Origin of the sequence: Pseudomonas sp. H11T01 (genome assembly GCF_048515765.1) — a bacterium.
Classification (GTDB): Bacteria; Pseudomonadota; Gammaproteobacteria; order Pseudomonadales; family Pseudomonadaceae; genus Aquipseudomonas.
This window is the reverse complement of the sequence record NZ_JBLYED010000004.1, coordinates 339268-361229: the sequence shown is the minus strand read 5'-3', so window position 1 is coordinate 361229 and position 21962 is coordinate 339268. Positions and strand designations below refer to the sequence as shown.

Annotated in this window: 20 protein-coding genes and 2 pseudogenes; 13 read left to right on the top strand and 9 right to left on the bottom strand. The window is 59.8% G+C overall.

The genetic code is table 11. The annotated features are described in order from the left end of the window. Positions 1-353: 353 nt before the first annotated feature. The 3 genes and pseudogenes from ACN1C3_RS07950 to ACN1C3_RS07940 all read right to left on the bottom strand — a co-directional run. Positions 354-548: pseudogene (locus tag ACN1C3_RS07950) on the bottom strand (sensor histidine kinase); the annotation flags it as partial. A gap of 56 nt (positions 549-604) precedes the next feature. After that, the gene (rfbC, locus tag ACN1C3_RS07945) at positions 605-1150 is read right to left on the bottom strand and encodes a dTDP-4-dehydrorhamnose 3,5-epimerase (RefSeq protein WP_419115256.1); all 546 of its coding nucleotides are present in this window, start codon (positions 1148-1150) and stop codon (positions 605-607) included. A gap of 82 nt (positions 1151-1232) precedes the next feature. After that, positions 1233-1559: pseudogene (locus ACN1C3_RS07940) on the bottom strand (GDP-mannose 4,6-dehydratase); the annotation flags it as partial. 147 nt (positions 1560-1706) lie between these two features. Between ACN1C3_RS07940 and ACN1C3_RS07935 the strand changes: the two are divergent. The 4 genes from ACN1C3_RS07935 to ACN1C3_RS07920 all read left to right on the top strand — a co-directional run bounded on the left by ACN1C3_RS07935 (position 1707) and on the right by ACN1C3_RS07920 (position 5418). Further along, positions 1707-2501, top strand: a complete 795-nt coding sequence (locus tag ACN1C3_RS07935; RefSeq protein WP_419115255.1) for an SDR family NAD(P)-dependent oxidoreductase — start codon at positions 1707-1709, stop codon at positions 2499-2501. Positions 2502-2540: 39 nt separating this feature from the next. Beyond that, on the top strand, positions 2541-3815 hold the full coding sequence (gene fabF, locus ACN1C3_RS07930; protein WP_419115254.1) for a beta-ketoacyl-ACP synthase II: 1275 nt from the start codon (positions 2541-2543) through the stop codon (positions 3813-3815). 82 nt (positions 3816-3897) lie between these two features. Then, a complete protein-coding gene (locus ACN1C3_RS07925; protein WP_419115253.1) occupies positions 3898-4551 on the top strand; it encodes a GntR family transcriptional regulator in 654 nt (217 codons plus the stop codon). Positions 4552-4566: 15 nt separating this feature from the next. Continuing rightward, positions 4567-5418, top strand: coding sequence for an urea carboxylase-associated family protein (locus ACN1C3_RS07920; protein ID WP_419115252.1), 852 nt, complete (start codon positions 4567-4569; stop codon positions 5416-5418). A 46-nt stretch (positions 5419-5464) separates the two neighbouring features. Here ACN1C3_RS07920 and ACN1C3_RS07915 read toward each other — a convergent pair whose 3' ends face one another. After that, positions 5465-5632, bottom strand: coding sequence for a DUF2897 family protein (locus tag ACN1C3_RS07915; RefSeq protein ID WP_419115251.1), 168 nt, complete (start codon positions 5630-5632; stop codon positions 5465-5467). Positions 5633-5764: 132 nt separating this feature from the next. Further along, the gene (gene eat / locus ACN1C3_RS07910) at positions 5765-7129 is read right to left on the bottom strand and encodes an ethanolamine permease (RefSeq protein ID WP_419115250.1); all 1365 of its coding nucleotides are present in this window, start codon (positions 7127-7129) and stop codon (positions 5765-5767) included. Between the two features lie 416 nt (positions 7130-7545). On the opposite strand from eat, the gene kdpF reads away from it, so the two are divergent. The 6 genes from kdpF to ACN1C3_RS07880 all read left to right on the top strand — a co-directional run bounded on the left by kdpF (position 7546) and on the right by ACN1C3_RS07880 (position 15727). Further along, positions 7546-7635 carry a K(+)-transporting ATPase subunit F gene (gene kdpF / locus ACN1C3_RS07905; protein ID WP_419115249.1) on the top strand — a complete coding sequence of 30 codons (90 nt, stop codon included), beginning with the start codon at positions 7546-7548 and terminating at the stop codon, positions 7633-7635. 8 nt (positions 7636-7643) lie between these two features. Continuing rightward, positions 7644-9353 carry a potassium-transporting ATPase subunit KdpA gene (kdpA, locus tag ACN1C3_RS07900; protein ID WP_419115248.1) on the top strand — a complete coding sequence of 570 codons (1710 nt, stop codon included), beginning with the start codon at positions 7644-7646 and terminating at the stop codon, positions 9351-9353. Positions 9354-9370: 17 nt separating this feature from the next. Beyond that, on the top strand, positions 9371-11431 hold the full coding sequence (kdpB, locus tag ACN1C3_RS07895; RefSeq protein ID WP_419115265.1) for a potassium-transporting ATPase subunit KdpB: 2061 nt from the start codon (positions 9371-9373) through the stop codon (positions 11429-11431). A gap of 222 nt (positions 11432-11653) precedes the next feature. Further along, positions 11654-12199, top strand: coding sequence for a potassium-transporting ATPase subunit KdpC (kdpC, locus tag ACN1C3_RS07890; RefSeq protein WP_419115247.1), 546 nt, complete (start codon positions 11654-11656; stop codon positions 12197-12199). A 129-nt stretch (positions 12200-12328) separates the two neighbouring features. Continuing rightward, positions 12329-14980, top strand: coding sequence for a DUF4118 domain-containing protein (locus ACN1C3_RS07885; RefSeq protein WP_419115246.1), 2652 nt, complete (start codon positions 12329-12331; stop codon positions 14978-14980). 48 nt (positions 14981-15028) lie between these two features. Further along, the gene (locus ACN1C3_RS07880) at positions 15029-15727 is read left to right on the top strand and encodes a response regulator (RefSeq protein WP_419115245.1); all 699 of its coding nucleotides are present in this window, start codon (positions 15029-15031) and stop codon (positions 15725-15727) included. Positions 15728-15799: 72 nt separating this feature from the next. On the opposite strand, the gene ACN1C3_RS07875 is transcribed toward ACN1C3_RS07880, so the two are convergent. Then, positions 15800-16846, bottom strand: a complete 1047-nt coding sequence (locus ACN1C3_RS07875) for a patatin-like phospholipase family protein (protein WP_419115244.1) — start codon at positions 16844-16846, stop codon at positions 15800-15802. Positions 16847-17066: 220 nt separating this feature from the next. Between ACN1C3_RS07875 and ACN1C3_RS07870 the strand changes: the two genes are divergently transcribed. From ACN1C3_RS07870 to ACN1C3_RS07860, 3 genes are all read left to right on the top strand, one after another. Beyond that, positions 17067-17345 (top strand): hypothetical protein, encoded by a 279-nt coding sequence (locus ACN1C3_RS07870; protein WP_419115243.1) that lies wholly within the window; start codon positions 17067-17069, stop codon positions 17343-17345. Between the two features lie 112 nt (positions 17346-17457). Further along, positions 17458-18225, top strand: a complete 768-nt coding sequence (locus ACN1C3_RS07865; protein ID WP_419115242.1) for a CHAD domain-containing protein — start codon at positions 17458-17460, stop codon at positions 18223-18225. A 141-nt stretch (positions 18226-18366) separates the two neighbouring features. After that, positions 18367-19164 (top strand): acyl-CoA thioesterase, encoded by a 798-nt coding sequence (locus tag ACN1C3_RS07860; protein ID WP_419115241.1) that lies wholly within the window; start codon positions 18367-18369, stop codon positions 19162-19164. 6 nt (positions 19165-19170) lie between these two features. On the opposite strand, the gene ACN1C3_RS07855 is transcribed toward ACN1C3_RS07860, so the two are convergent. From ACN1C3_RS07855 to ACN1C3_RS07845, 3 genes are all read right to left on the bottom strand, one after another. After that, positions 19171-19533, bottom strand: a complete 363-nt coding sequence (locus tag ACN1C3_RS07855) for a terminase (protein ID WP_419115240.1) — start codon at positions 19531-19533, stop codon at positions 19171-19173. Between the two features lie 127 nt (positions 19534-19660). After that, complete coding sequence (locus tag ACN1C3_RS07850) at positions 19661-21142, bottom strand: methyl-accepting chemotaxis protein (RefSeq protein WP_419115239.1); 1482 nt, start codon at positions 21140-21142, stop codon at positions 19661-19663. 105 nt (positions 21143-21247) lie between these two features. Then, on the bottom strand, positions 21248-21883 hold the full coding sequence (locus tag ACN1C3_RS07845) for a TetR/AcrR family transcriptional regulator (RefSeq protein ID WP_419115238.1): 636 nt from the start codon (positions 21881-21883) through the stop codon (positions 21248-21250). Positions 21884-21962 lie beyond the last annotated feature (79 nt).

The window sequence follows — 21962 nt, the reverse complement described above, 5'->3', positions numbered from 1 at the left end:
ACTCGGGTTGGTCTCAATACTGGATACGATAAACCGGCTTAATCGCATAACCTGAACCGCCGTATACGGAACCGTACGTACGGTGGTGTGAGAGGACGGCGGTTGTGAGACCGCCTCCTACTCGATTGCGCCAGGCATGGCGCGTTGCGCGCAAGCGCAACCAGCTTGGCTGTGGTGGCCACGCTGCAGGTTTGCCACTGTGTTACCGAGCGTCGAGAGGCGCCGGGAGGAGCGTGCAGAAGTCAGCCGAGGCCGTAGTAAGTGGCGGTTAACCGCGTCACCAAGGGCCGAACAGGTTATACCGCCGGTAGGCGCCAGAGTCTCGTTGAATACCGAAATGCAGAAAGTTCTCCCAGAGAAGGCAGATCACCGAGGATTTGCGGCAGCACTTCGTAGCGATGCAGCGTGCCCAACAGGTTGGCGGCATAGAGGTCGAGGGTCTGTCGGTTCTGCCCCGTCAGTTCGCTACGGTAATAACGCTCGGCCAGGTGCTTCAGTGGCCACAGCAACGACGCCAGGCATTGCGCCATTGAGGTCTGCGCAGTCATGGGGGTCGAACGCCTGTGGGTACGGGCGCATTATGCGTGGCCGTGACCGAGAACGCTCACGGGAACAGATCAGCCTCTAGCAAAAGTTTGCCTGCCTGGTCCTTGGTCGAGAGCTGTGGCGCTTCACTGAGCTGCCAGTCGATGGCCAGCGTCGGGTCATTCCAGCGAATGCAGCGCTCGGCCGATGGCGTGTAGTAGTCGGTGGTTTTGTAGAGAAATTCCGCGAAATCGCTCAGCACCACGAAACCGTGGGCGAAGCCTTCCGGGACCCAGAGCTGGCGATGGTTTTCAGCCGACAAACGCACCGCAACCCAACGGCCGAAATGCGGCGAGCTGCGGCGGATGTCCACTGCGACGTCGAGTACTTCACCGGCAGTGACCCGCACCAGTTTTCCCTGAGTATTTTCAAGCTGGTAGTGCAAACCGCGCAGCACACCTTTTTGCGAGCGGGAATGATTGTCCTGTACAAATTGTGTGTTCAGGCCGGTCGCCTTCTCGAAAGCCTTGGCATTGAAGCTTTCATAGAAGAAGCCGCGCTCGTCACCAAATACCTTGGGTTCGATGATCAGAACACCGGGCAGGTCGGTGGTGGCTACATTCATTGGTTTTCTCCAGCGATAGTGAACGGGTAATGGCCGTGGCCGGTATTGCCCAAAAAGCGGGCATATTAGAGCAATGTCTCGATCAGGCAATCAGATCTTTGAAGTCAGTGAAACCCAGGCGTTCGCCTTGATAGCTGCCGTCCTGGACCTGTTGGCACCACTCCAGGTTGTCCAAGTACCACTGCACGGTTTTGCGCAGTCCGCTTTCGAACGTCTCTTCGGGAACCCAGCCCGGTTCGCGCTCGATTTTGCTGGCATCGATAGCGTAACGCAGGTCGTGGCCCGGGCGATCCCTGACAAAGGTGATTAGCTCGGAAAATTGCCCGACGCCGGCCGAGCGCTGCGGAGCCAGCTCTTGTAGCAGTTTGCAAATGCTCTGCACCACGTCGATGTTTCGTTGCTCGTTATGAGGGGAGTCATGCGAAAGCGATTTTTGTCCCATTAAATTATGACTATCATATTGATCAAGGATTATGCCTATAATAAAAACGTCTCTTGAGGTGTCCTGAATCCAGGCGCTCAATATCCCCTCGACGCATCTCCCAGGAGTGCAGCTATGAACTCTGTCCAATCCAAAGGTACAGCCCTCATCACTGGCGCATCGTCCGGTATCGGTGCGATCTACGCTGAGCGGCTGGCGGCGCGTGGTTATGACGTGTTGTTGGTTGCTCGCGATGTACAGCGACTGGAAGCGGCCGCAAGCAGATTGCGCGTCGAGCACGGTGTGCAGGTTGAAGTGTTGAAGGCGGATCTGACGCTCAAGGCGGATCTGCTGAACGTCGAGCAGCGCTTGCGCAGCGATTCAAGCATCAGTCTGTTGTTGAACAATGCCGGTATCGCTGCCGATGGATTGTTGGCCAGCGCAGATATGGATCTAATGGAGCGGATGATTCAGCTCAATGTGGTGGCCGTCACGCGTTTGGCTTCTGCTGCTGCCCAGAATTTTTCGGCTGCCGGGCGTGGTTCGATTATTAATCTGGCGTCGGTAGTGGCGCTGTTTCCGGAGGGATTCAATGCGACCTACAGCGCGACCAAGGCTTACGTCTTGAGTTTGACCCAGTCCTTGAACGCTGAGTTGAGTGGGTCGGGCGTGCAAGTACAAGCCGTATTGCCGGGCGCGACCCGAACGGAAATCTGGGAGCGCTCGGGGATCGATGCCAATGCTATCCCGGCAGAGATGGTGATGGACGCGGGGGAAATGGTCGACGCGGCATTGGCCGGCTTTGATCAAGGCGAGTTGATTACGATTCCTTCGTTGCCTGATGCAGCAGATTGGCACGCCTTTGTTGCGGCGCGCCATGCGTTGGGGCCGAACTTGTCGAAGAGCAGTGCAGCAGCTCGTTACAAGTGAGGACCGTTGTTCAATGAAGCGATTTGAGGTGTTTAGCGTATGAACGGTCGTCGAGTTGTCGTGACGGGCATGGGCCTGGTTTCTCCGCTGGGTTGCGGTGTCGAGCGAGTCTGGGAACGTTTGCTGGCCGGTCGTTCGGGGCTACGGCGGCTGCCGGAGGAGGTGGTTGCTGATCTGGCAGCCAAAGTTGGCGGCGTGGTTCCAAACTTGGCGGAGGATGCCGAAGCAGGTTTTGATCCGGATTGGGCGACGTCGCCCAAAGAGCAGAAGAAAATGGATCGCTTCATTATGTTCGCCATGGCGGCGGCGAAAGAGGCCCTGGAGCAGGCGAACTGGTCCACCACTGACTCTCAGGCTCAGGAGCGCACGGCGACGATCATTGGATCGGGCGTCGGTGGTTTTGGGGCGATTGCCGATGCGGTGAGAACGACTGACAGCCGTGGTCCGCGGCGTTTGTCGCCGTTCACGATTCCGTCGTTTTTGGTCAACCTTGCGGCGGGTCATGTGTCGATCCAGCACGGTTTCAAAGGTCCGTTGGGTGCGCCGGTAACCGCCTGTGCCGCCGGGGTGCAAGCCATTGGTGATGCCGCGCGATTGATTCGTTGCGGCGAAGCCGATATTGCGGTGTGTGGCGGCGCGGAGGCGGCCATTGATCGCGTCAGCCTTGCCGGGTTTGCGGCAGCCAGAGCCTTGTCCAGTGGTTATAACGATACCCCCGAGCGCGCTTCGCGACCGTTCGACAGTGGGCGCGATGGCTTTGTCATGGGGGAGGGCGCGGGGATTCTAGTGATTGAGTCGCTGGAACATGCGCTGGCCCGAGGCGCTCAACCGCTGGTGGAACTGGTGGGTTACGGCACCAGTGCCGATGCCTATCACCTGACCGCCGGTCCCGAGGATGGCAGCGGCGCGCGGCGTTCCATGGCGCTGGCATTGGCGCAGGCCGGCATCAGCGCGGCACAGGTGCAGCACCTGAACGCTCACGCTACCTCTACGCCGGTAGGTGATTTGGGCGAGATCGCCGCTATCAAGTCGTTATTCGGAAACCACGAAGAGGTCGCGGTGACCGCAACCAAGTCTGCCACCGGGCATCTTTTGGGTGCTGCTGGCGGGATCGAGGCGATCTTCACGATTCTGGCGATCCGCGATCAAATCGCTCCGGCCACCCTCAACTTCGACAACCCGGATGCAGCGGCGCAAGGGCTGGACATCGTGCATGGCCAGGCACGGTCGATGCCGATCGAGTATGCGTTGTCCAATGGCTTCGGCTTTGGTGGGGTCAATGCCAGTGTGTTGTTCAAGCGTTGGCAGGCGTAAGCCTTAGTCATTTGGAGAATTGGCACGAATAGTGGTTATTCGTTACCTGACGATTGTTGAACAATCATGAGGGACGATAACCATGAGCACCGGACTTTCCCTGGCCGATCACATCACATTGGAGATGCGGACCGACATTATCGGTGGTCGGCTGTTACCGGGTATGGCCTTGATCGAAAGCGATCTGGTGACGGCCTACAACGCTTCGCGTAATACCATTCGCGAAGCGCTGCATCGCTTGGGGCAGGAAGGGCTGACCCGCTATGTGCGCAACAAAGGTGTGGTGGTGCGGCGCCTCGGCGTCGACGAAGTGCGCGACCTGTTTCAGGTCCGGCGCACTCTTGAGTTACAGGCCATCGCCACCAGCAAACCACTGCGCGAGTACCAGTCCGATCGCATGCTCGAGGCCATCGAAGCCACAGAGCTTGCCCGCGAACGCGAGGACTGGCGGGCAGTCGGTACCCACAGCCTGTGTTTTCACCAGCATATCGTCGGGCTGATGCGCAGCCCGTTGTTCGATGAGTTCTTCACCAACATCGTCGCTCAGATGCGTCTGGTGTTTTCCGCTGCGCCAGACGAGGAACACTTTCAAGCGCCTTGGCTGGAACGCGATCGACAGATTCATGACTTGCTTGCCGAAGGCGAAAAAGTGGCTGCTCAGGAGGCGATGAGTCTTTACCTCGACGACTCCGAGCAGCTGTTACTCGACATGCTCAGCCATCCCTCCCGCCACTGATCGAGGTTGTTCATCATGTACAAAGACTATCCTGCGGCTTACCAGGTCAGCAAAGGCTCGGCCTTGCACGTGGACAAGGCCTTTTATGAGCGGATCCGCGACACAAAGGACGCCCGCACGCTGATCGAACAGTTCGAAGTACCGATCCGCACGGGCCGCGCATGGAACGTCCCGGCCGGGCATGTTTTTCGCGTGACCACCCCGGTCGGGCCGCAAGTAGGGGATTTCAATGTCTGGAATGCCAACGATCCGCGCGAACGTTTGTGGGCAGCGCGTACCCGTCAATTGCAGGGCGCCCATGTCAGCACCCATGATCGGCTCTGGTCGAACCTGCCGTTTCTCCGGCCTTTGGTGACCATCACCGATGACAGCCTGGCGGGTTACGGTATCGATGAACATGGCGGTCGGCTGCACGATCTGCTGGGCACCCGCTGCGATCCCTATGTGAACAAAATGCTCACCGGTGAAGACTTCCACCATCACTGCCATTCGAACCTGACCCGCGCCGTGTTGCCCCATGGCCTGACCGAGTTTGACGTGCATGATGTGCTGAACATCTTTCAGTGCACCGGTCTCAACCATGACGACATGTACTTCATGAAAGCCTGTCCGGCACAGAAGGGTGACTATCTGGAGTTTTTTGCCGAAATCGATGTGCTCTGTGCCTTGTCCACGTGCCCTGGAGGCGATTTGTCGCTGGCGATGTGGGGGCCGGATGCGCAGGATCCGCTGAGCGTTTGCCGTCCGTTGGGCGTGGAGATCTATCGGCTTGAGGATTCACTGCTCCAAGGCTGGAGCCAACCAGAGCGCGCGGCCTACAAGGGGCTGCACGGGTTGCACATCGCCAAGGCCGAATGGGAGAAATAGAAGCACAAAGCCCCCTCATTCGTTGCGAATGAGGGGGCTTTGGAAATCAACGATCCCGCGCATCCTTGGCGTCCGCTTCCGCGTTACGTTCAGCCACGCGTTTACGTTGCTCGTCGGTCAGCTCGACCTTGTTCGCAGTGTCGCGCAGTATCATCAAACCGCCGACAATCGAGCCGATAGCAACAATCAGAATCAACCAGGCATACCAGGGCATAGGGCTCTCCTTCAGGCAGGCCACTGGGCGAAGGGTTTCGCGCAATGACCGTGCATATACCACTTTGAGTAACAGCGTTTCTCTGTGGTTCCATTGTAGGCCTGATACGTCTGGATAGCGCTTTATCAGTGTTTACAGCCCGGTCAGCATCGCATCGGCCGGTGCATCGGCGCGCAGTTGTGCGGTGAGCAGGAAATACACAAAGCCGACCACCATGAAGCCGAGGAAGATCACCCCGATCAAGGTGTTGAACCAGGCCATCGCGACCAGACACACGACCGCCAGAAACAGTGCGATGGCTGGGACCAGCGGATAGCCCGGCGCGCGGAACGTGCGCTCCAGCAATGGCTCGGTTTTGCGCAGTTTGAACAGGCTGAGCATGCTCATGATGTACATCACGATGGCGCCGAACACTGCCATGGTGATCATTGCCGCGGTGAGGGTCATGCCGCCGAGGTTGATCAAGCCATCGCTGTAAATGGCTGCGATGCCGATCAACCCGCCGACAATGATTGCCCGGTGCGGCGTCTGGAAACGCGACAGTTTGGCCAACGATGCCGGGAGATAACCGGCGCGGGCGAGGGCGAAGAACTGCCGCGAATAGCCAAGGATGATGCCGTGGAAACTCGCCACCAGGCCAAACAGACCAATCCATACCAGCATGTGCAGCCAGCCGGAGCTTTCGCCGACCACCGCTTTCATCGCTTGTGGAAGCGGATCGTTGATGTTCGCCAGGGTGCGCCAGTCGCCCACGCCGCCAGCGAAGAACATCACGCCCATGGCCAGCAACACCAGGGTCAGAATACCGCTGATGTAGGCCTTGGGAATGGTGCGTTTCGGGTCCTTGGCTTCTTCGGCGGCCATGGCCGCGCCTTCGATGGCAAGGAAGAACCAGATGGCAAACGGAATGGCCGCAAACATCCCCGCAATGGCGGGTGCGCCGAAGGTATCGGCACCCGCCCAGCCGTTGAGGGCGAAGTTGCTGAAGCTGAAGGCCGGTGCCACCACGCCCATGAACACCAGCAGTTCGGCCACGGCCAGCACGCAGACCACCAGTTCGAACGTCGCAGCCAGTTTGACCCCGAGAATGTTCAGGCCCATGAACACGATGTAGGCACCGACCGCTGCGTGTTTCGGGTCGAGGGCGGGAAATTGCACATTCAGATAGGCACCGATGGCCAGGGCAATCGCCGGCGGGGCGAAGACGAATTCGATCAGCGTCGCCAGCCCGGCAATCAGCCCGCCTTTTTCACCGAACGCTCGACGGCTGTAGGCGAACGGACCGCCTGCGTGAGGGATGGCGGTAGTCAGTTCGGTAAAGCTGAAGATGAAGCAGGTGTACATCGTCGCGACCATCAGCGAGGTCACCAAAAAGCCCAGCGTCCCGGCCACGCCCCAGCCATAACTCCAGCCGAAATACTCACCGGAAATCACCAGCCCGACGGCGATTCCCCATAAATGCAACGTGCCCAAGGTGGGCTTGAGTTGTGTGTTCATGCATTGCTCCCTGAACGGTTTGAAAGTGCTCGGGGAGGAGATGTGCAGTGGGCATGCCATTTCGCGAAAGCACGTCGTAAAGGGTAGAAAGCTGTCGTATCGAGGATGTTCGCCGCTGAATGTCACCTGTTTGTGCGCTACATGAGGGCGTGGCTGGATGTTATGACGTCATCGCGAGCAAGCCCGCTCCCACACTGAATCGGGGAAAACCTGCGAAATTGCACTTGTCACAAATCTAATGTGGGAGCGGGCTTGCTCGCGATGGGGGCCAGCCCGGTCACCACTGAAACAAGGCCTGTAGCCCCACTCTTTACACATTCTTTATGCCGCGCCTCACCCCTCGGTCTCGTTCCTTTACAGCCTCCTTGCAGACAATGGCTCTACACGCGGCAATCGCCGTACGACGGAGAAACTCCATGAGCGTTCTGGACGCAGGGTCACTGCTGCTGGCAGTGGGGCTGTTCATTTATCTACTGGTTGCGCTATTGCGCGCGGATCGGAACTAGGAGCGGCTATGCACAGTTATGACTATTGGCTGATCCTCGCCTTCTTCGCCCTGGTGCTGATACCGGCGCCATTTCTGGGACGGTTCTACTACAAGGTGATGGAAGGCCAGCGCACGTGGCTGACGCCGATCCTCGGACCGGTGGAGCGCGGCTGCTATCGCGTGGCCGGGGTCGATCCGCAAGCCGAACAGAGCTGGCAGAAATACACCCTGGCCTTGCTCGCCTTCAACCTCGCGGGCTTTTTGCTGTTGTTCGCGATCCTGTTGTTTCAGGACTACTTGCCGCTCAACCCGCAAAACCTGCCGGGTCAGGAGTGGACGCTGGCGTTCAACACCGCCATCAGTTTCATGACCAACACCAACTGGCAGTCCTACAGCGGTGAAGCTTCCCTGAGCTACCTCAGTCAGATGGTCGGCCTGACCGTGCAGAACTTCGTCAGCGCCGCCACCGGTCTCGCTGTGTTGGTCGCTTTGTGTCGTGGCATCGGTCGCCGTTCGGCGCAAACGTTGGGTAACTTCTGGGTCGACATGACCCGCGCCACCCTCTATGGCCTGTTGCCGTTGTGCTTGCTGCTGGCGCTGTTTCTGGTCTGGCAGGGTGTGCCGCAAACCTTCGCTCATTACGTGAATGCGCTGACCATGCAAGGCGTGGATCAGGTTATTCCACTGGGTCCTGCGGCCAGCCAGATTGCGATCAAGCAACTGGGCACCAACGGCGGTGGCTTCTTCGGCGTCAACTCGGCCCATCCGTTCGAGAACCCGACGGCCTGGAGCAACCTGTTTGAAGTTTCGTCGATCATCCTGATCCCGGTGGCACTGGTGTTCACCTTTGGCCATTACGTCAAAGACCTGCGCCAGAGCCGGGCGATCATCGCCTGCATGCTGGCGCTGTTCCTGATCGGTGGCGCCACTTCGCTGTGGGCCGAGTACCAGCCGAACCCAACTCTGGACAACGTTGCGGTCGAACAAACCGCGCCGCTGGAAGGCAAGGAGTCGCGCTTCGGGACCACTGCCACCGTGCTCTGGTCGGTGACCACTACGGCGGCGTCCAACGGCTCAGTCAATGCGATGCATGACAGCCTCAACCCGCTGACCGGCATGGTCGCGCTGGTCAACATGATGGTTGGCGAAGTGATCTTCGGCGGCGTCGGTGCCGGGCTCTACGGCATGTTGCTCAACGTGCTGATCGCGGTGTTCCTCGCCGGTTTGATGATCGGCCGCACTCCGGAATACCTCGGCAAGAAACTCCAGGCCAAGGAAGTGCAGCTGCTGGTGGTGACCTTGCTGGTGATGCCAGTGGGCGTTCTGGTGCTCGGTGCTATTGCTGCAAGTTTGCCCGGCCCTGTGGCGGCGGTGAGTAACCCAGGTCCTCACGGATTCAGTCAGTTGCTTTACGCCTACACCTCAGCCAGCGCCAACAACGGCTCTGCTTTCGGTGGCTTTAGCGCTAACACCCCGTTCCATAACTTGATGCTCGGTCTTGGCATGTTGATTGGCCGCTTCGGTTACATCCTCCCGGTACTGGCCTTGGCCGGCAGCCTGGCGATGAAGAAAACCGCGCCGATCGGCCAGAACAGTTTCCCGACCCATGGCCCGCTATTCGTGACCTTGTTGACCGTAACCATTCTGCTGGTGGGTGGCCTGACCTTCCTGCCGACCCTGGCGCTGGGGCCTATCGCCGAACACCTGGGCATGGCCGCTTTTGGACTGAAGAGCTGAGGGGATTGATGATGAATATGCCTGTTCCTGTAGTAAAAACAGCCGCTGCGGTTAAAGCGCCTGAACAACCGAAAACCGCGATCTCGGCCCTGTGGCGTCCGGCGTTGGTACAAGCCTTCGTCAAACTCGACCCTCGGCAACTGCAACGCGCACCGGTGATGCTGGTCGTCGAATTGACGGCGATCCTCACCACCGTCCTGTGTTTCGTCCCTGACGCTGCGGTGCCGACATACGTTGCAGCGCAAATCGCCCTGTGGCTGTGGTTTACCGTGTTGTTCGCCAACTTCGCTGAAGCCCTGGCCGAGGGCCGTGGCAAGGCGCGCGCCGACAGCTTGAAAGCGGGCAGTGAAGGGCTGAGTGCGCGGAAGAAAAAAGCGGACGCGACCTATCAAGTGGTGCCAGCCACCAGTCTGCGCAAAGGCGATATCGTCCGCGTCGAAGCCGGGGAGATGATCCCGGGTGACGGCGAGGTGATCGAAGGCATCGCGGCGGTCAACGAGGCGGCGATTACCGGTGAATCCGCGCCGGTGATTCGCGAGTCCGGCGGCGACCGCTCGGCCGTCACCGGCAACACCCGGCTGGTGTCCGACTGGCTGCTGGTGCGTATCACCGCCAACCCCGGTGAGTCGACCCTCGATCGCATGATCGCTTTGGTGGAAGGCGCCAAACGGCAGAAAACCCCGAATGAAGTGGCGCTGGATATTCTGCTGATCGGCCTGACTCTGATCTTCCTGCTGGTGGTCGTGACCCTGCAGCCGTTCGCCCACTTCGCCAATGGCAGCCTGCCGCTGGTGTTTCTGGTGGCGTTATTGGTGACCCTGATTCCGACCACCATCGGCGGCCTGCTGTCGGCTATCGGTATCGCCGGGATGGATCGTTTGGTGCGTCTCAACGTGATCGCCAAATCCGGTCGCGCCGTGGAAGCAGCGGGGGACGTGCATGTTTTGTTGTTGGACAAGACCGGCACCATCACCTTCGGTAACCGTCGTTGCACCGCGATTTATCCCGCTCCCGGCGTCAGCGCCAAGGAGCTGGCCGAAGGCGCGTTGCTCGCATCGCTGGCTGATGACACGGCGGAGGGCAAGTCCATCGTCGAATACCTGCGCGGACTTTATCCACAGCCTGAACCGACCACCGATGTGCTGACTGCGGTGCCATTCAGTGCCGAGACCCGCTTGTCCGGTGTCGACTATCAAGGTCGGATTTACCGCAAGGGTGCAGTGGATTCGCTGCTGACGTTCGTTGGTTTGCAACGCCGCGATGTGCAGCCGGCCCTGTCCCGGGAAATCGACAAGATTGCCCAGAGCGGCGGTACGCCATTGCTGGTCTGTGCCGAGGGCAAGCTGCTGGGTGCGATTCACCTCAAGGACGTGGTCAAGCCCGGTATTCGCGAGCGTTTCGCGGAGCTGCGCAAGCTGGGTATCCGCACCGTGATGGTGACCGGCGACAACCCGCTGACCGCCGCCGCGATTGCCGCTGAAGCGGGCGTCGATGACGTGCTGGCCGAAGCCACTCCAGAGAAAAAGCTGGCGCGAATCCGTCATGAACAGAATGACGGCCGCTTGGTGGCGATGTGCGGCGACGGCGCCAACGACGCTCCGGCGCTGGCCCAGGCGGACGTCGGCATGGCGATGAACGACGGTACCCAGGCCGCGCGCGAAGCCGCCAACATGGTCGACCTCGACAGCGATCCGACCAAGTTGCTGGACGTGGTGCAGATCGGCAAAGAGCTGCTGGTGACCCGTGGTGCGTTGACGACCTTTTCCATCGCCAACGACGTGGCCAAGTACTTCGCGATTCTGCCTGCGCTGTTCGCCTCGATTTATCCACAGCTTGGCGTGCTCAACGTGATGCACCTGAGCAGCCCGCAGAGCGCGATCCTCTCGGCGATTGTCTTCAACGCCTTGATCATCGTGGTGCTGATCCCGCTGGCCTTGCGCGGTGTGCGAGTGCAGGCGGCTAGCGCTGCGGCGTTGTTGCGACGCAATCTGCTGATCTACGGCCTGGGCGGGATTCTGGTGCCGTTTGTGGGCATCAAGGCGATCGACATGCTGCTGACGGCGTTGCATTTGGTTTGACCCTGAGATCGCCCCCTCACCCTAACCCTCTCCCCAGAGGGGCGAGGGGGACTGATCGCGGTGTTTTTTGGAAGTACTGCGACCTGAAACTTCGAGTCGAACTCCGGTTTTGAAAAGTACAAAGATCGGCTCCCTTTCCCCCTCTCCCCTCTGGGGAGAGGGCTGGGGTGAGGGGTGGATTCCCCTGACACACCACAATTTCTCCGAATCGAGGATTCTGAAATGTCCACTCTATTACGTCCGGCCTTGAGCCTGATTATTCTGATGACCCTGATTACCGGTGTGGCCTATCCACTGGTGGTGACCGGTGTGGCCCAGGTGGCGTTCCCGGATCAGGCCAATGGCAGCCTGGTGCGCGATGCCGATGGCAAGGTTCGCGGCTCGGCATTGATTGCCCAGGATTTCACCGGTGACGCCTGGTTCCATCCGCGGCCATCGGCGGGTGCCTTCGCCACGGTATCGAGCAGCGCCAGCAACCTGTCGCCAAGCAACCCAGCGCTGGCCACTCGCGTGATTGACGATGCCAACAAGTTGTGGGTGCCGGGGCAGGGGGCGGTTCCGCTGGCACTGCTCACGACCTCCGGCAGCGGCCTTGATCCACACTTGCCACCCGCAGCGATTGCCTATCAACTGGCGCGGGTTGCGGCGGCCCGCAACCTGCCGGTTTCGACCGTGCGGCAATTGGTGGAGGCGTATATCGAACAGCCCTTGGTTGGTCCGCCGGTGGTGAATGTGTTGGCCTTGAACACCGCGCTGGAGAAGTTGTAGATCTGCGTTGTAGCTATTCGCGGGCAAGCCCGCTCCCACAGGTTAATGTAGCGTTCTTGTGGGAGCGGGCTTGCCCGCGAAGACGGCCGAATAATCACCACATCAATACCTGAAAAGAGATGCCCCAGCATGAGTGACTCCGGCCGCGCCGACGCGCTGTTAGCAGATTTACCCCGCGACGGTCGTGGTCGGCTTAAGGTCTTCCTCGGCGCCGCCCCCGGTGTCGGCAAGACCTACGCGATGCTTCAGGCGGCCCACACCCAACTGCGTCAGGGCGTGAAAGTCCTCGTCGGTGTGGTGGAAACCCACGGTCGTGCGGAAACCGAAGCGCTGCTCGGCGGTTTGCCGCAGCTGTCGTTGGTCCGTTCCGAATACCGCGGTGTGATGCTTGAAGAAATGGACCTCGACGGCCTGCTCAAGGCCAAGCCAAAACTGGTACTGGTCGATGAACTGGCCCACAGCAATGCGCCTGGCAGTCGTCATGCCAAGCGCTGGCAGGACATTCAGGAACTGTTGGCGGCCGGGATCGATGTGTTCACCACGGTCAACGTCCAGCACCTTGAAAGCCTCAACGATCAGATCCGCGGCATCACCGGCGTGCAGGTCCGCGAAACCTTGCCTGACTGGGTGTTGCAGGAAGCCTACGAACTGTTGCTGATCGATCTACCGCCCCGGGAACTGCTGGAGCGCCTGCGCGACGGCAAGGTCTATGTGCCGGAACAGGCGCGGGCGGCCATCGAAGCGTTCTTCACCCAAACCAACCTCACCGCCTTGCGCGAACTGGCAATGCAGACCGCCGCGGCCCAGGTTGATAATGACCTGACGCAAGGCTACCGGCAGTTGGGCCAGGCAGCTCCGACGGTACGCGGACGGCTATTGGTGGGTGTCGACGGCGATGCGCAGGCTGAGCGTCTGGTGCGCCACGCCAGTCGGGTTGCTCAGCGCCGGCATCTGCCCTGGAGTCTGGTGCATGTGGATAACGGCAGCGTGCGCGACGAGCAGTCGCGTTTGCGCCTGCAAAGTGCCCAGCAACTGGCCGAACGTCTGGGCGGTGAAGTGGTGCTGTTGCGTGCCGGCGAAGTCGCGAAGACCTTGATTCAACACGCCGCCGAACGCCGCGCCAGTCTGGTGCTGGTCGGTCAGTCGAGGCAGCGTTTGCGTCGTCGGCTGTTCGGCGGCGGGCTGGCCTCACGTTTGTTGCGTGATGCCCGAGGGCTGGAAATCAACGTTCTTGACAGCGACGTTGATCTGCCAGCACCACCCATGCGTTCACCGCATTCGCTGGTTTGGTTCGACTATGCGCTGGCGTTGTTAGCGACGGTACTGGCCAGCGCTTTGGCCTGGGGGGTGGCCAGTGTGTTACCGCTGCCGAACATCTCGCTGGTGTTCCTCGCCGCCGTGCTTCTGGTGGCGGTGCGCAGCAGCCTCGGCCCGGCATTGGCCTGTGCGGCGCTGTCGTTTCTGACCTATGACTTTCTGTTCATTCCACCCAATTTCTCTTTTGCCATTCAGCGCGAAGAAGACGTGCTGACGCTGTTGTTCTTCTTACTGATGGCGGCATTGACCGGCAACCTCGCCGCGAGGCAACGGCGCCAGCTGCAGGCCTTGCGCGACACCCAGGAAGAGACCAGCGAGCTGCTTGACCTGTCGCGCAAACTGACGGCGGCCACTGACCGCCAGGCGGTGATCAGCGCCGCCGCGCAGCATTTGAACGGTTGGAACGATCTGCAGCTGTGCCTGCTCAATCGCGAGGGGCAGGTCGGCTGGAAGGTTGAAGCTGGCGGCCCGCTGCAGTTTTCCGAAGCCGAGCGCGCCGCCGCCGACTGGGCCTGGCAACACGATCAGCCAGCGGGTATGGGCACCGGAACCCTGCCATTCGGACATTGGTGGTGGTGGCCATTGTCGGTGGAAGAGGGGCCGCTGGCATTATTGGGGGTGTGTACGAAAGACGGGCAGCCACTCAGTGGTCAGCGCCGCCGTTTGTTGACCGCGTTGAGTCAGCCATTGGCTCAGGCGCTGGCCCGGGCGCAATTGGCCGAGGATCTGGAGGCGGCACGCCTGCATGGCGAAACCGAGCAACTGCGCAGCGCTTTGCTGGCGTCGGTGTCCCACGATTTGCGCACGCCGCTGACCTCCATGCGCGGCAGCATCGACAGCTTGCTGGCCTTGGGCGAGGCGATTCCGTTGGAGGACCGCCGCGAGTTGCTCGAAGGCACCCGCGATGAAGCCGAGCGGCTGGATCGCTATATTCAGAACCTTCTGGACATGACCCGCCTCGGTCACGGCGCGCTGAAACTGGCGCGGGACTGGGTGTCGCCGGCTGATATCGTCGGCAGTGCACGGAATCGACTGCGCGCGGTGCTGGCACCGTTGCAAGTCAGCACCGATGTACCGAGCGAATTACCATTGCTTTACGTGCATGCAGCATTGATCGAGCAGGCGCTGGTTAATGTACTGGAAAACGCCGCACGCTTTTCGCCGCCTCAGGGGCGTCTGCAGCTGTTCGCCGGTTCAACCGACAGCGAGCTGTTTTTTGCAGTGAGCGACGAAGGGCCGGGGATTCCGGAAGCAGAGCGAGCCAAGATTTTCGATATGTTCTACACCGCCGCGCGCGGTGATCGGGGAGGGCAGGGCACGGGGCTCGGTCTGGCAATCTGTCAGGGCATGGTCGGCGCCCATGGCGGACGGATCAGCGTGGCTGACGGTATCGACGGTCGCGGAACCTGCATTACGATCCATCTACCCTTGCAGGAGCAGCCTGGACTTGAAAGTGAAGCCTGACGCTCCATGCGCTACTCTTGCGGCACTTCTTTGTATTGATCGGAAACCATGAGCCAGATCGCGACCATTTTGGTCATCGACGACGAACCGCAGATCCGCAAATTCCTGCGCATCAGCCTGGCCTCTCAAGGCTATAAAGTGCTGGAGGCCGGTACCGGCAGCGAAGGGTTGGCTCAGGCGGCGTTGAACAAACCCGACTTGCTGGTGCTCGACCTCGGCTTGCCGGACATGGACGGCCAACAGGTACTACGTGAGTTTCGCGAATGGTCGACGGTACCGGTGCTGGTGTTGTCGGTGCGCGCCAGCGAAGGACAGAAGGTCGAAGCTCTCGACGGCGGGGCCAACGACTACGTGACCAAGCCTTTCGGCATTCAGGAGTTCCTCGCCCGGGTTCGTGCTTTATTGCGTCAGGCACCGACGGGCGAAGCGCAGGAAGCGGCGCTCAAGTTTGGTCCGCTGACCGTGGACCTGGCGTATCGCCGGGTCTTGCTGGACGACGTCGAAGTCGCGTTGACCCGCAAGGAATACGCGGTGCTGGCGCAACTGGCGCGGCATCCCGGGCGGGTCATCACTCAGCAGCAATTGCTCAAGGACATCTGGGGCCCGACCCATACCGAAGACAGCCATTACCTGCGGATTGTGGTCGGTCATTTACGCCAAAAACTGGTGGATGACCCGACTCAGCCGAGGTTTATCGTGACCGAGGCGGGAGTTGGGTATCGGTTGTTGAGTAGCGATAATTTTTAACGGATCAAACCTGCGGCAGCTCCTACGGTTTTGTGTTCGCGAACGCGGTCGGCGTAGCCTGCGATTTGATCTTCAATTCTGCTCATTCTCATACCGATCCAGCGTATCGCGGGCGATTTCCCGGCCTAGGGCGATCAGCTCCGGCGCTTTGTAAAACTCGAAAAACCGGCAGACCCGCTTCGGCACGTTGATCAGGATATCCGGCGGGTAGCCGGCGATCTTGTATTGCGCCAGGGAGGTCTGCATCACTTCGAAACTCTGGTTGATCAGGTCCAGCAATGAGGCCGGGCCAACGTTGTCGATGATGAACGAACCGGTGGCCGACCTCGGCGCACCTTCTGCTTCGGCTTCCGGGGCGGCGGACGGTTGCTGGGCTTCGGGCTCGGCGGACTCGATCCACGGATTGCCGATGTCGGCGGCCTCCGCGCGCAAGGCTTCCTGTTCGAGCAACAGCAACTGTTCGGCCTGTTTGCGGCGAAACGGCAAACGCGAACCCAGGGAGTTGATCAGGTTGTCGAACCGGCTCTTGAATGCGGCGGGGCGCTGGATCACCGGTAATTGATAGTGCCTTTGGTTGGTCGAGTTGAGGTTGACCGCAATGATCAGGTCACAGTGGCTCGACACGACCGGCACGATCGGTAGGGGGTTGAGCAGGCCGCCGTCCACCAGCATCCGATTGCCCTGCATCACCGGGGTGAACAGGCTGGGAATCGCTGCCGAGGCGCGCATTGCCTGGTGCAGACAGCCTTCCTGGAACCAGATTTCCTGTTGGTTGGTCAGGTCCGTGGCAACCGCCGTGTAGGGGATGCGCAGGTCTTCTATATTGATCTCACCGACGATCTTGCGGATCTGCCCGAAGATCTTTTCCCCACGAATCGCTCCGAGACGGAAACTGACGTCCACCAGGCGCAACACGTCGAGGTAGTCCAGACTTTCAATCCAGTCCCGATAGTCGTTGAGTTTGCCTGCGGCATAGATCCCGCCGACCACTGCCCCCATGGAACAACCGGCGATGCAGGCGATGTCATAACCGCGTCTTTCGATTTCTTCGATTACCCCGATGTGGGCATAACCCCTGGCGCCCCCTGAACCCAGCACCAATGCGACACGCTTCTTCATGACCCGCCCCTTCGTAAAACGTGAGTCAACAATGCGCCCATCAAGGGCCTTGCTTCAATCGTCGTTGCTAATGGGAGTATAGGGCAGGTCGTTTTTTCGACATTCAGTGAAGGCAGGCGAGTATTCTCACCCCAGCTATATTCTTCAGGGTACGGCAGGCACTTTTTACGGTGCCGACCGTCTACCGTGCACGATTGTTTTTCTTGTTGAGGTGTCATTGATGAAAGCCTGGATCTGTCTGCCTTTGATTGCGTTGGCTCTGGCCGGTTGTGCAGGGAAAACCGCGTACCGTGACAGTTGCGGTAGCGAGCTTGACGCGGCCTGGCATGAGCTGGACCTGGCCAAGGTCGAAGGTTTCGCGGGCACCGTCAGTTACTCCAAAGCGCTGTCCTTGTTGACCGGGGCCAAGACCCAGCAGCAGTTCGAGGCGTACGAAGGCTGCACGAAAAAAGCCGAGAAGGCCCGTTTCTATATCCGTGAGTCGCGCGCTGGTCGTTGATCGAAGGGCTTGATGATGTAGCGCAATGCTTGAGGCCGTGTTTGCCTGCAGCATGGCGGCAGGCTTGAGGTCATTGCGTCACAACATTGATTCTTCGATTCGGGAGTAAGCGATGTCTGCCTTGGTTGATCGGTTGGTGGCTCAGGTGTTGAGCCTGGACGTTCGTTTGCTGGCCTGCCAGGCGCGGCTGAGTGCGACGACCGATGATGAAGCGCTGCACGATCTGCGCACCACGGTTCGCCGTTTGCGCAGTCTGCTGCGACCCCTTCGAGGTTTACCCGGTGTCGAGCAATTGGAAGCGGCGGCCGCTGCGGTCGGAACCTTGACCACTCCCTTGCGCGATCGGGAAGTACTGGCCGCTTACCTGCACAGCCATGGTCAGCATGAGGCGGCCGAGCGTCGCTCAGTGCAAATGTCCAAAGCGTATCCCGTCGTGGCGACCAGCCCGGAGCTGGCGCGACTGTTTCTCATACTCGACGCGTTTCCGCGCTTTTTGCGGGCCTCCCAGCGTCAACGTTTACTCAAAGGCTTACGTCAGCGCATCGAAAAGCGTCTGGTCAAACAGTGGAACGCTCTGGATAAGACGTTGCACGATCCCGCCCATGACCGGCATCGCTTGCGTCTGTTGATCAAGCGAGTGCGATATGCAATCGAAGCTTATCCCGAACTGGATCGCTTGCCCAAGCAGGCGATGCCTCGACTGAAAGCTGCTCAAGAGGCGCTCGGTAACTGGCATGATTGCTGGCAATGGCTGGCCAAGGCTGAACAGGAGCCTGACTTGCTGCCGTGTGTAGCAGTGTGGCGAGTGACCATGGCCCAGGCTGAAGGCCGCGCAGATCGCGTGCTGGATAAGTTGAGCAAGGCTTGCTTCAAATCCTGAGCACACCGCAGATCGCTCTTCGTAGCAGCTGCCGAAGGCTGCGTTCGGCTTATCTGTCCGCATTTTTGGCCGGAATAAGTGCTGTGCAGTCATCGTGTGGTGGTTAAGATCCTTGAGTGTTTTTCCTGGCTTGAGGTGTTCATGCGCTTTTCTGATTTGGTCGATGCCGCCTGCAGCCATCCGCTGGAACTGTCTATCCCGGCGGAGTGGGCTCAGGGGCGTGCGAGTTTTGGTGGGCTGGTGGCGGCTTTACAGTACGAAGCCATGCGCGCCAAAGTTCCTGCTGATCGCCCGGTGCGTTCGCTGGCGATTACCTTTGTCGGCCCGGCCGAACCTGATGTGCCTATCCGCTTTGAAGTGGATGTCCTGCGTGAAGGCAAGGCCGTCAGCCAGGTGTTGGGCCGGGCCATGCAGAACGGGCAAGTGGTGACCCTGGTCCAGGGCAGCTTTGGTGCGTCTCGTCCCTCGGAAGTCGACGTCGCGGCCGAACCGGCACCCGAAATGAAACACTGGGATGAGTGCCAGGAACTGCCTTACATCAAAGGCGTGACCCCCGAATTCATGCGTCACCTGGCGATGCGCTGGGGTGTCGGCGGTTTGCCGTTCACCGGCAACAAGTCGCGGGAGATGGGCGGTTGGGTGCGTTTACATGGGGATGTGAAGGAGGAGCCGCTGACCGAGGCGCATATCCTGGCGCTGGTGGATGCCTGGCCTCCAGCCCTGTTGCCGCACCTGAGCAAACCGGCGGCGGGCAGCACCCTGACCTGGACCATCGAATTCGTCCAGCCATTGCTGGCGCTGAACACTCTGGACTGGTGCAAATACCGCGTGCTGATCGAGCATGCCCGTGACGGTTATGGTCACGCGGCCGCAGCGTTGTGGAGCCCTGAAGGCCACTTGATTGCCATGAGTCGACAGACCGTTACAATCTTCGGTTAAACCCGATCAGTGCCGGTGGCGCTCACGCCAGGCCCGCCACCAGCCGCCGCTCAAGAAAAACCGCGGAAAGGTCAGGAACTGTTCGACCAACAAGCGTTGCACCGCATCTTTGCGATCACTGAACGGCTCGGACGCTTGCGCCTCCAGGCGGTGACCGTGACGTTGCAGGCCTAACGCTGCGAGCAAGCCAACGACACCGATGGCGAAGTTCAGAAAACTCATGCCGAACACACCCGAAACAATCAGCAAAAACGCCAGAATAAACAGCGGCACGGCAATCAGGTGCAACACCAGATTGGTCGGATTGCGATGGTTGCCGGGGTACTCGCGCCATTGCCAGGCGGGGAGATTGGGGTGACGTTTGCCCATGTGGGTAATCCTCGATCCGTGTGAAACACATAGATAAAGAATAGGTCGGGCAAACGGCTTCGGCGAATCAAGGCTGGCTATGGGGGTGATAGCTAGCACGGCCTTTGAATTGCCCGCAAAGGCGTCCTTACAGCTTGAGCTGCCCGATCGCCTTGCTCAACTCGCCGGCCAACGTCGCCAGTTCGTTACTGGTGGTGGCCGAGTCGATGGTCTGCTGCACGGTGTTCTCGGTCACGTCGCGAATGCTCACCACCGCACGATTCATCTCCTCAGCCACCTGACTTTGCTGCTCGGCAGCCACGGCGATTTGTGTATTGCTTTCGCGCATCTGCGCCACGGCGCTGGTGATTTCTGCCAGTGCCGCGCCGGCCTCCTGCGCCTGCTGCACGCAATCGTCCGCCTTGAACGAGCTTTCCTGCATGAAGTCCACGGCATCCCGGGTCCCGGCTTGCAGAGTGCAGACCATCGTGGTGATCTCATCGGTAGAGGTCTGTACCCGTTTGGCCAGGTTGCGGACTTCATCGGCGACCACCGCAAAACCACGGCCCATTTCACCCGCCCGAGCGGCCTCGATCGCGGCGTTAAGCGCCAGCAGATTGGTCTGCTCGGCGATGCTGTGAATCACGCTGACCACACTGTTGATCTTCTGGCTGTCTTCGGCCAATCGCTGAATCATCTCGGCGGTTTGTTGTACGCCGCTGGAAAGCCCGGCAATTGATTTCTGCACGCGGCTGACCACTTCCTGCCCGCTGCCGGCCAGGGTGTCGGCGGTCTGTGACAAGTCGCGGGTCGCTCCGGCGTGCTGGGCGATGTGGTAAACCGTGGCCGACATCTCGTTGATCGCGGTCGCGGCTTGATCGGTCTCGCTTTGCTGACCCAACATGCCGTGGCGCACGTCGTTCATGCTTGACGCCAGCCGCGCAGCACCGACATCCAGTTGTTTGGCGGTGTGTGCGACGGTGTTGACCACCCGTTGATAACCGGCCTGCATGGCGTTGAAGGCGCTGGCCATCTGCCCGACTTCATCGGTGCACGCCAACGGCACGCGGGCCGACAAATCGCCGGTCTTTTCCACATGCAACATCACGTCTTTCAAGGTGTTGAGCTGGCTGAGCAAAAAGCGGATCAGCAACTGCGAGGCGCCAAGCATTGCCAGCATCAGGATGAACACCGCCACCGCGTAGTTGGGCAAACGCTCGCCGAACACCTGGCTCAGGCTCGGGCCATAGGCGAGTACGGCGAACTGTTGACCGTCCGCACGCGACACAACCTCGGCGCCCATCAACGGGTTGTCACCGAACAGCGGCATCGAGTTGAGCTCGACCCAGCCGCTGGCGCCGCTCAGTTCAGGCAACAGCTGTTTGTTCAGGGATGGAGTTTGGTCAGGGCTGAAGATCAGCAGGTGGTCTACCTTGGGCAAGGCTTGCCCGGCCGGCCAGGTATTGAGCAAGTGTGCCTGAGCTTGGGCCGAAACTTGTGAGGCCTGGCTGCGGGCCTGTTGTTCGAGTTGTACGGCGTACAGCACCAACAGCAGGGTCGTGATGAAAGCGACTGCGTTGACCGCCCAGAATTTGTATTTGAGCGAGATATTGCTAAGCCAGGCACCCATGGAGGTCTTCTCTGATAGCGGAAACAGTTTTGGCAAGGTGCCATTATTGTGCCGCTATTCAGAAGGAGGGTTGTTGATGTGGGTCAAACGATCATCAGCAAACTATCAGGCCCGATAAGCCCGCATAAACAACGCCACCACTTCCTGCACATGCGCCTCTGCCGCTTCACCACTTAGGGGCTCGCCGCAGCCATAGAGCAGACGAAAATTCGCCGCGCCCTTGAGCAGGCAGAAAAAATGCTCGGCGGCGTTCAGCGGTTTATCGATGCTCAAGGCGCCGACCTGATCGATCTTCGTCAGTAACCGTTCCATGCCGTGCAGCATGCGTTGCGGTCCGGCTTCGAAGAATATCTGCGAGAGCTTCGGGTCCTGGCTGCCCAAGGCCATGATCAAGCGGTGCAGGTTCACCGATTCGTCGCTGTTGATCAGCAGGTGAAAGCCGCGCGCAATGTTCAACAGCACATTCTCGATCGGTATGCCGTCCGGCAGCTCGAAGAACAGTGTCGGCAGTTGCTCCTCGCACTTGGCCACCACGGCGGCGGAGAACAGCGTCTCCTTGTCGTTGAAATGGCTGTACACCGTCAGCTTCGACACACCTGCTGCAGACGCAACGGCATCCATGCTGGTGCTGGCGTAGCCATTGCTCAGAAACAGATTTTTCGCCGCATCGAGGATGGCCTGACGCTTTGCCAGGTCCTTGGGGCGTCCAGGACCGTTGGGTGCAGAAAGAGTGTTCGACATTATTCGCTTTTAATACTGGACTGGTGAGTTTGCTATTAATAACATACTGGTCAGTATAATTATTCCAAGCACCATAAGC

What these genes read in the sequence shown, in the direction of transcription:
- rfbC (WP_419115256.1), bottom strand. Translation starts at nt 1,150, where the DNA reads ATGAATGTAGCCACCACCGACCTGCCCGGTGTTCTGATCATCGAACCC.
- ACN1C3_RS07935 (WP_419115255.1), top strand. Translation starts at nt 1,707, where the DNA reads ATGAACTCTGTCCAATCCAAAGGTACAGCCCTCATCACTGGCGCATCG.
- fabF (WP_419115254.1), top strand. Translation starts at nt 2,541, where the DNA reads ATGAACGGTCGTCGAGTTGTCGTGACGGGCATGGGCCTGGTTTCTCCG.
- ACN1C3_RS07925 (WP_419115253.1), top strand. Translation starts at nt 3,898, where the DNA reads ATGAGCACCGGACTTTCCCTGGCCGATCACATCACATTGGAGATGCGG.
- ACN1C3_RS07920 (WP_419115252.1), top strand. Translation starts at nt 4,567, where the DNA reads ATGTACAAAGACTATCCTGCGGCTTACCAGGTCAGCAAAGGCTCGGCC.
- ACN1C3_RS07915 (WP_419115251.1), bottom strand. Translation starts at nt 5,632, where the DNA reads ATGCCCTGGTATGCCTGGTTGATTCTGATTGTTGCTATCGGCTCGATT.
- eat (WP_419115250.1), bottom strand. Translation starts at nt 7,129, where the DNA reads ATGAACACACAACTCAAGCCCACCTTGGGCACGTTGCATTTATGGGGA.
- kdpF (WP_419115249.1), top strand. Translation starts at nt 7,546, where the DNA reads ATGAGCGTTCTGGACGCAGGGTCACTGCTGCTGGCAGTGGGGCTGTTC.
- kdpA (WP_419115248.1), top strand. Translation starts at nt 7,644, where the DNA reads ATGCACAGTTATGACTATTGGCTGATCCTCGCCTTCTTCGCCCTGGTG.
- kdpB (WP_419115265.1), top strand. Translation starts at nt 9,371, where the DNA reads ATGCCTGTTCCTGTAGTAAAAACAGCCGCTGCGGTTAAAGCGCCTGAA.
- kdpC (WP_419115247.1), top strand. Translation starts at nt 11,654, where the DNA reads ATGTCCACTCTATTACGTCCGGCCTTGAGCCTGATTATTCTGATGACC.
- ACN1C3_RS07885 (WP_419115246.1), top strand. Translation starts at nt 12,329, where the DNA reads ATGAGTGACTCCGGCCGCGCCGACGCGCTGTTAGCAGATTTACCCCGC.
- ACN1C3_RS07880 (WP_419115245.1), top strand. Translation starts at nt 15,029, where the DNA reads ATGAGCCAGATCGCGACCATTTTGGTCATCGACGACGAACCGCAGATC.
- ACN1C3_RS07875 (WP_419115244.1), bottom strand. Translation starts at nt 16,846, where the DNA reads ATGAAGAAGCGTGTCGCATTGGTGCTGGGTTCAGGGGGCGCCAGGGGT.
- ACN1C3_RS07870 (WP_419115243.1), top strand. Translation starts at nt 17,067, where the DNA reads ATGAAAGCCTGGATCTGTCTGCCTTTGATTGCGTTGGCTCTGGCCGGT.
- ACN1C3_RS07865 (WP_419115242.1), top strand. Translation starts at nt 17,458, where the DNA reads ATGTCTGCCTTGGTTGATCGGTTGGTGGCTCAGGTGTTGAGCCTGGAC.
- ACN1C3_RS07860 (WP_419115241.1), top strand. Translation starts at nt 18,367, where the DNA reads ATGCGCTTTTCTGATTTGGTCGATGCCGCCTGCAGCCATCCGCTGGAA.
- ACN1C3_RS07855 (WP_419115240.1), bottom strand. Translation starts at nt 19,533, where the DNA reads ATGGGCAAACGTCACCCCAATCTCCCCGCCTGGCAATGGCGCGAGTAC.
- ACN1C3_RS07850 (WP_419115239.1), bottom strand. Translation starts at nt 21,142, where the DNA reads ATGGGTGCCTGGCTTAGCAATATCTCGCTCAAATACAAATTCTGGGCG.
- ACN1C3_RS07845 (WP_419115238.1), bottom strand. Translation starts at nt 21,883, where the DNA reads ATGTCGAACACTCTTTCTGCACCCAACGGTCCTGGACGCCCCAAGGAC.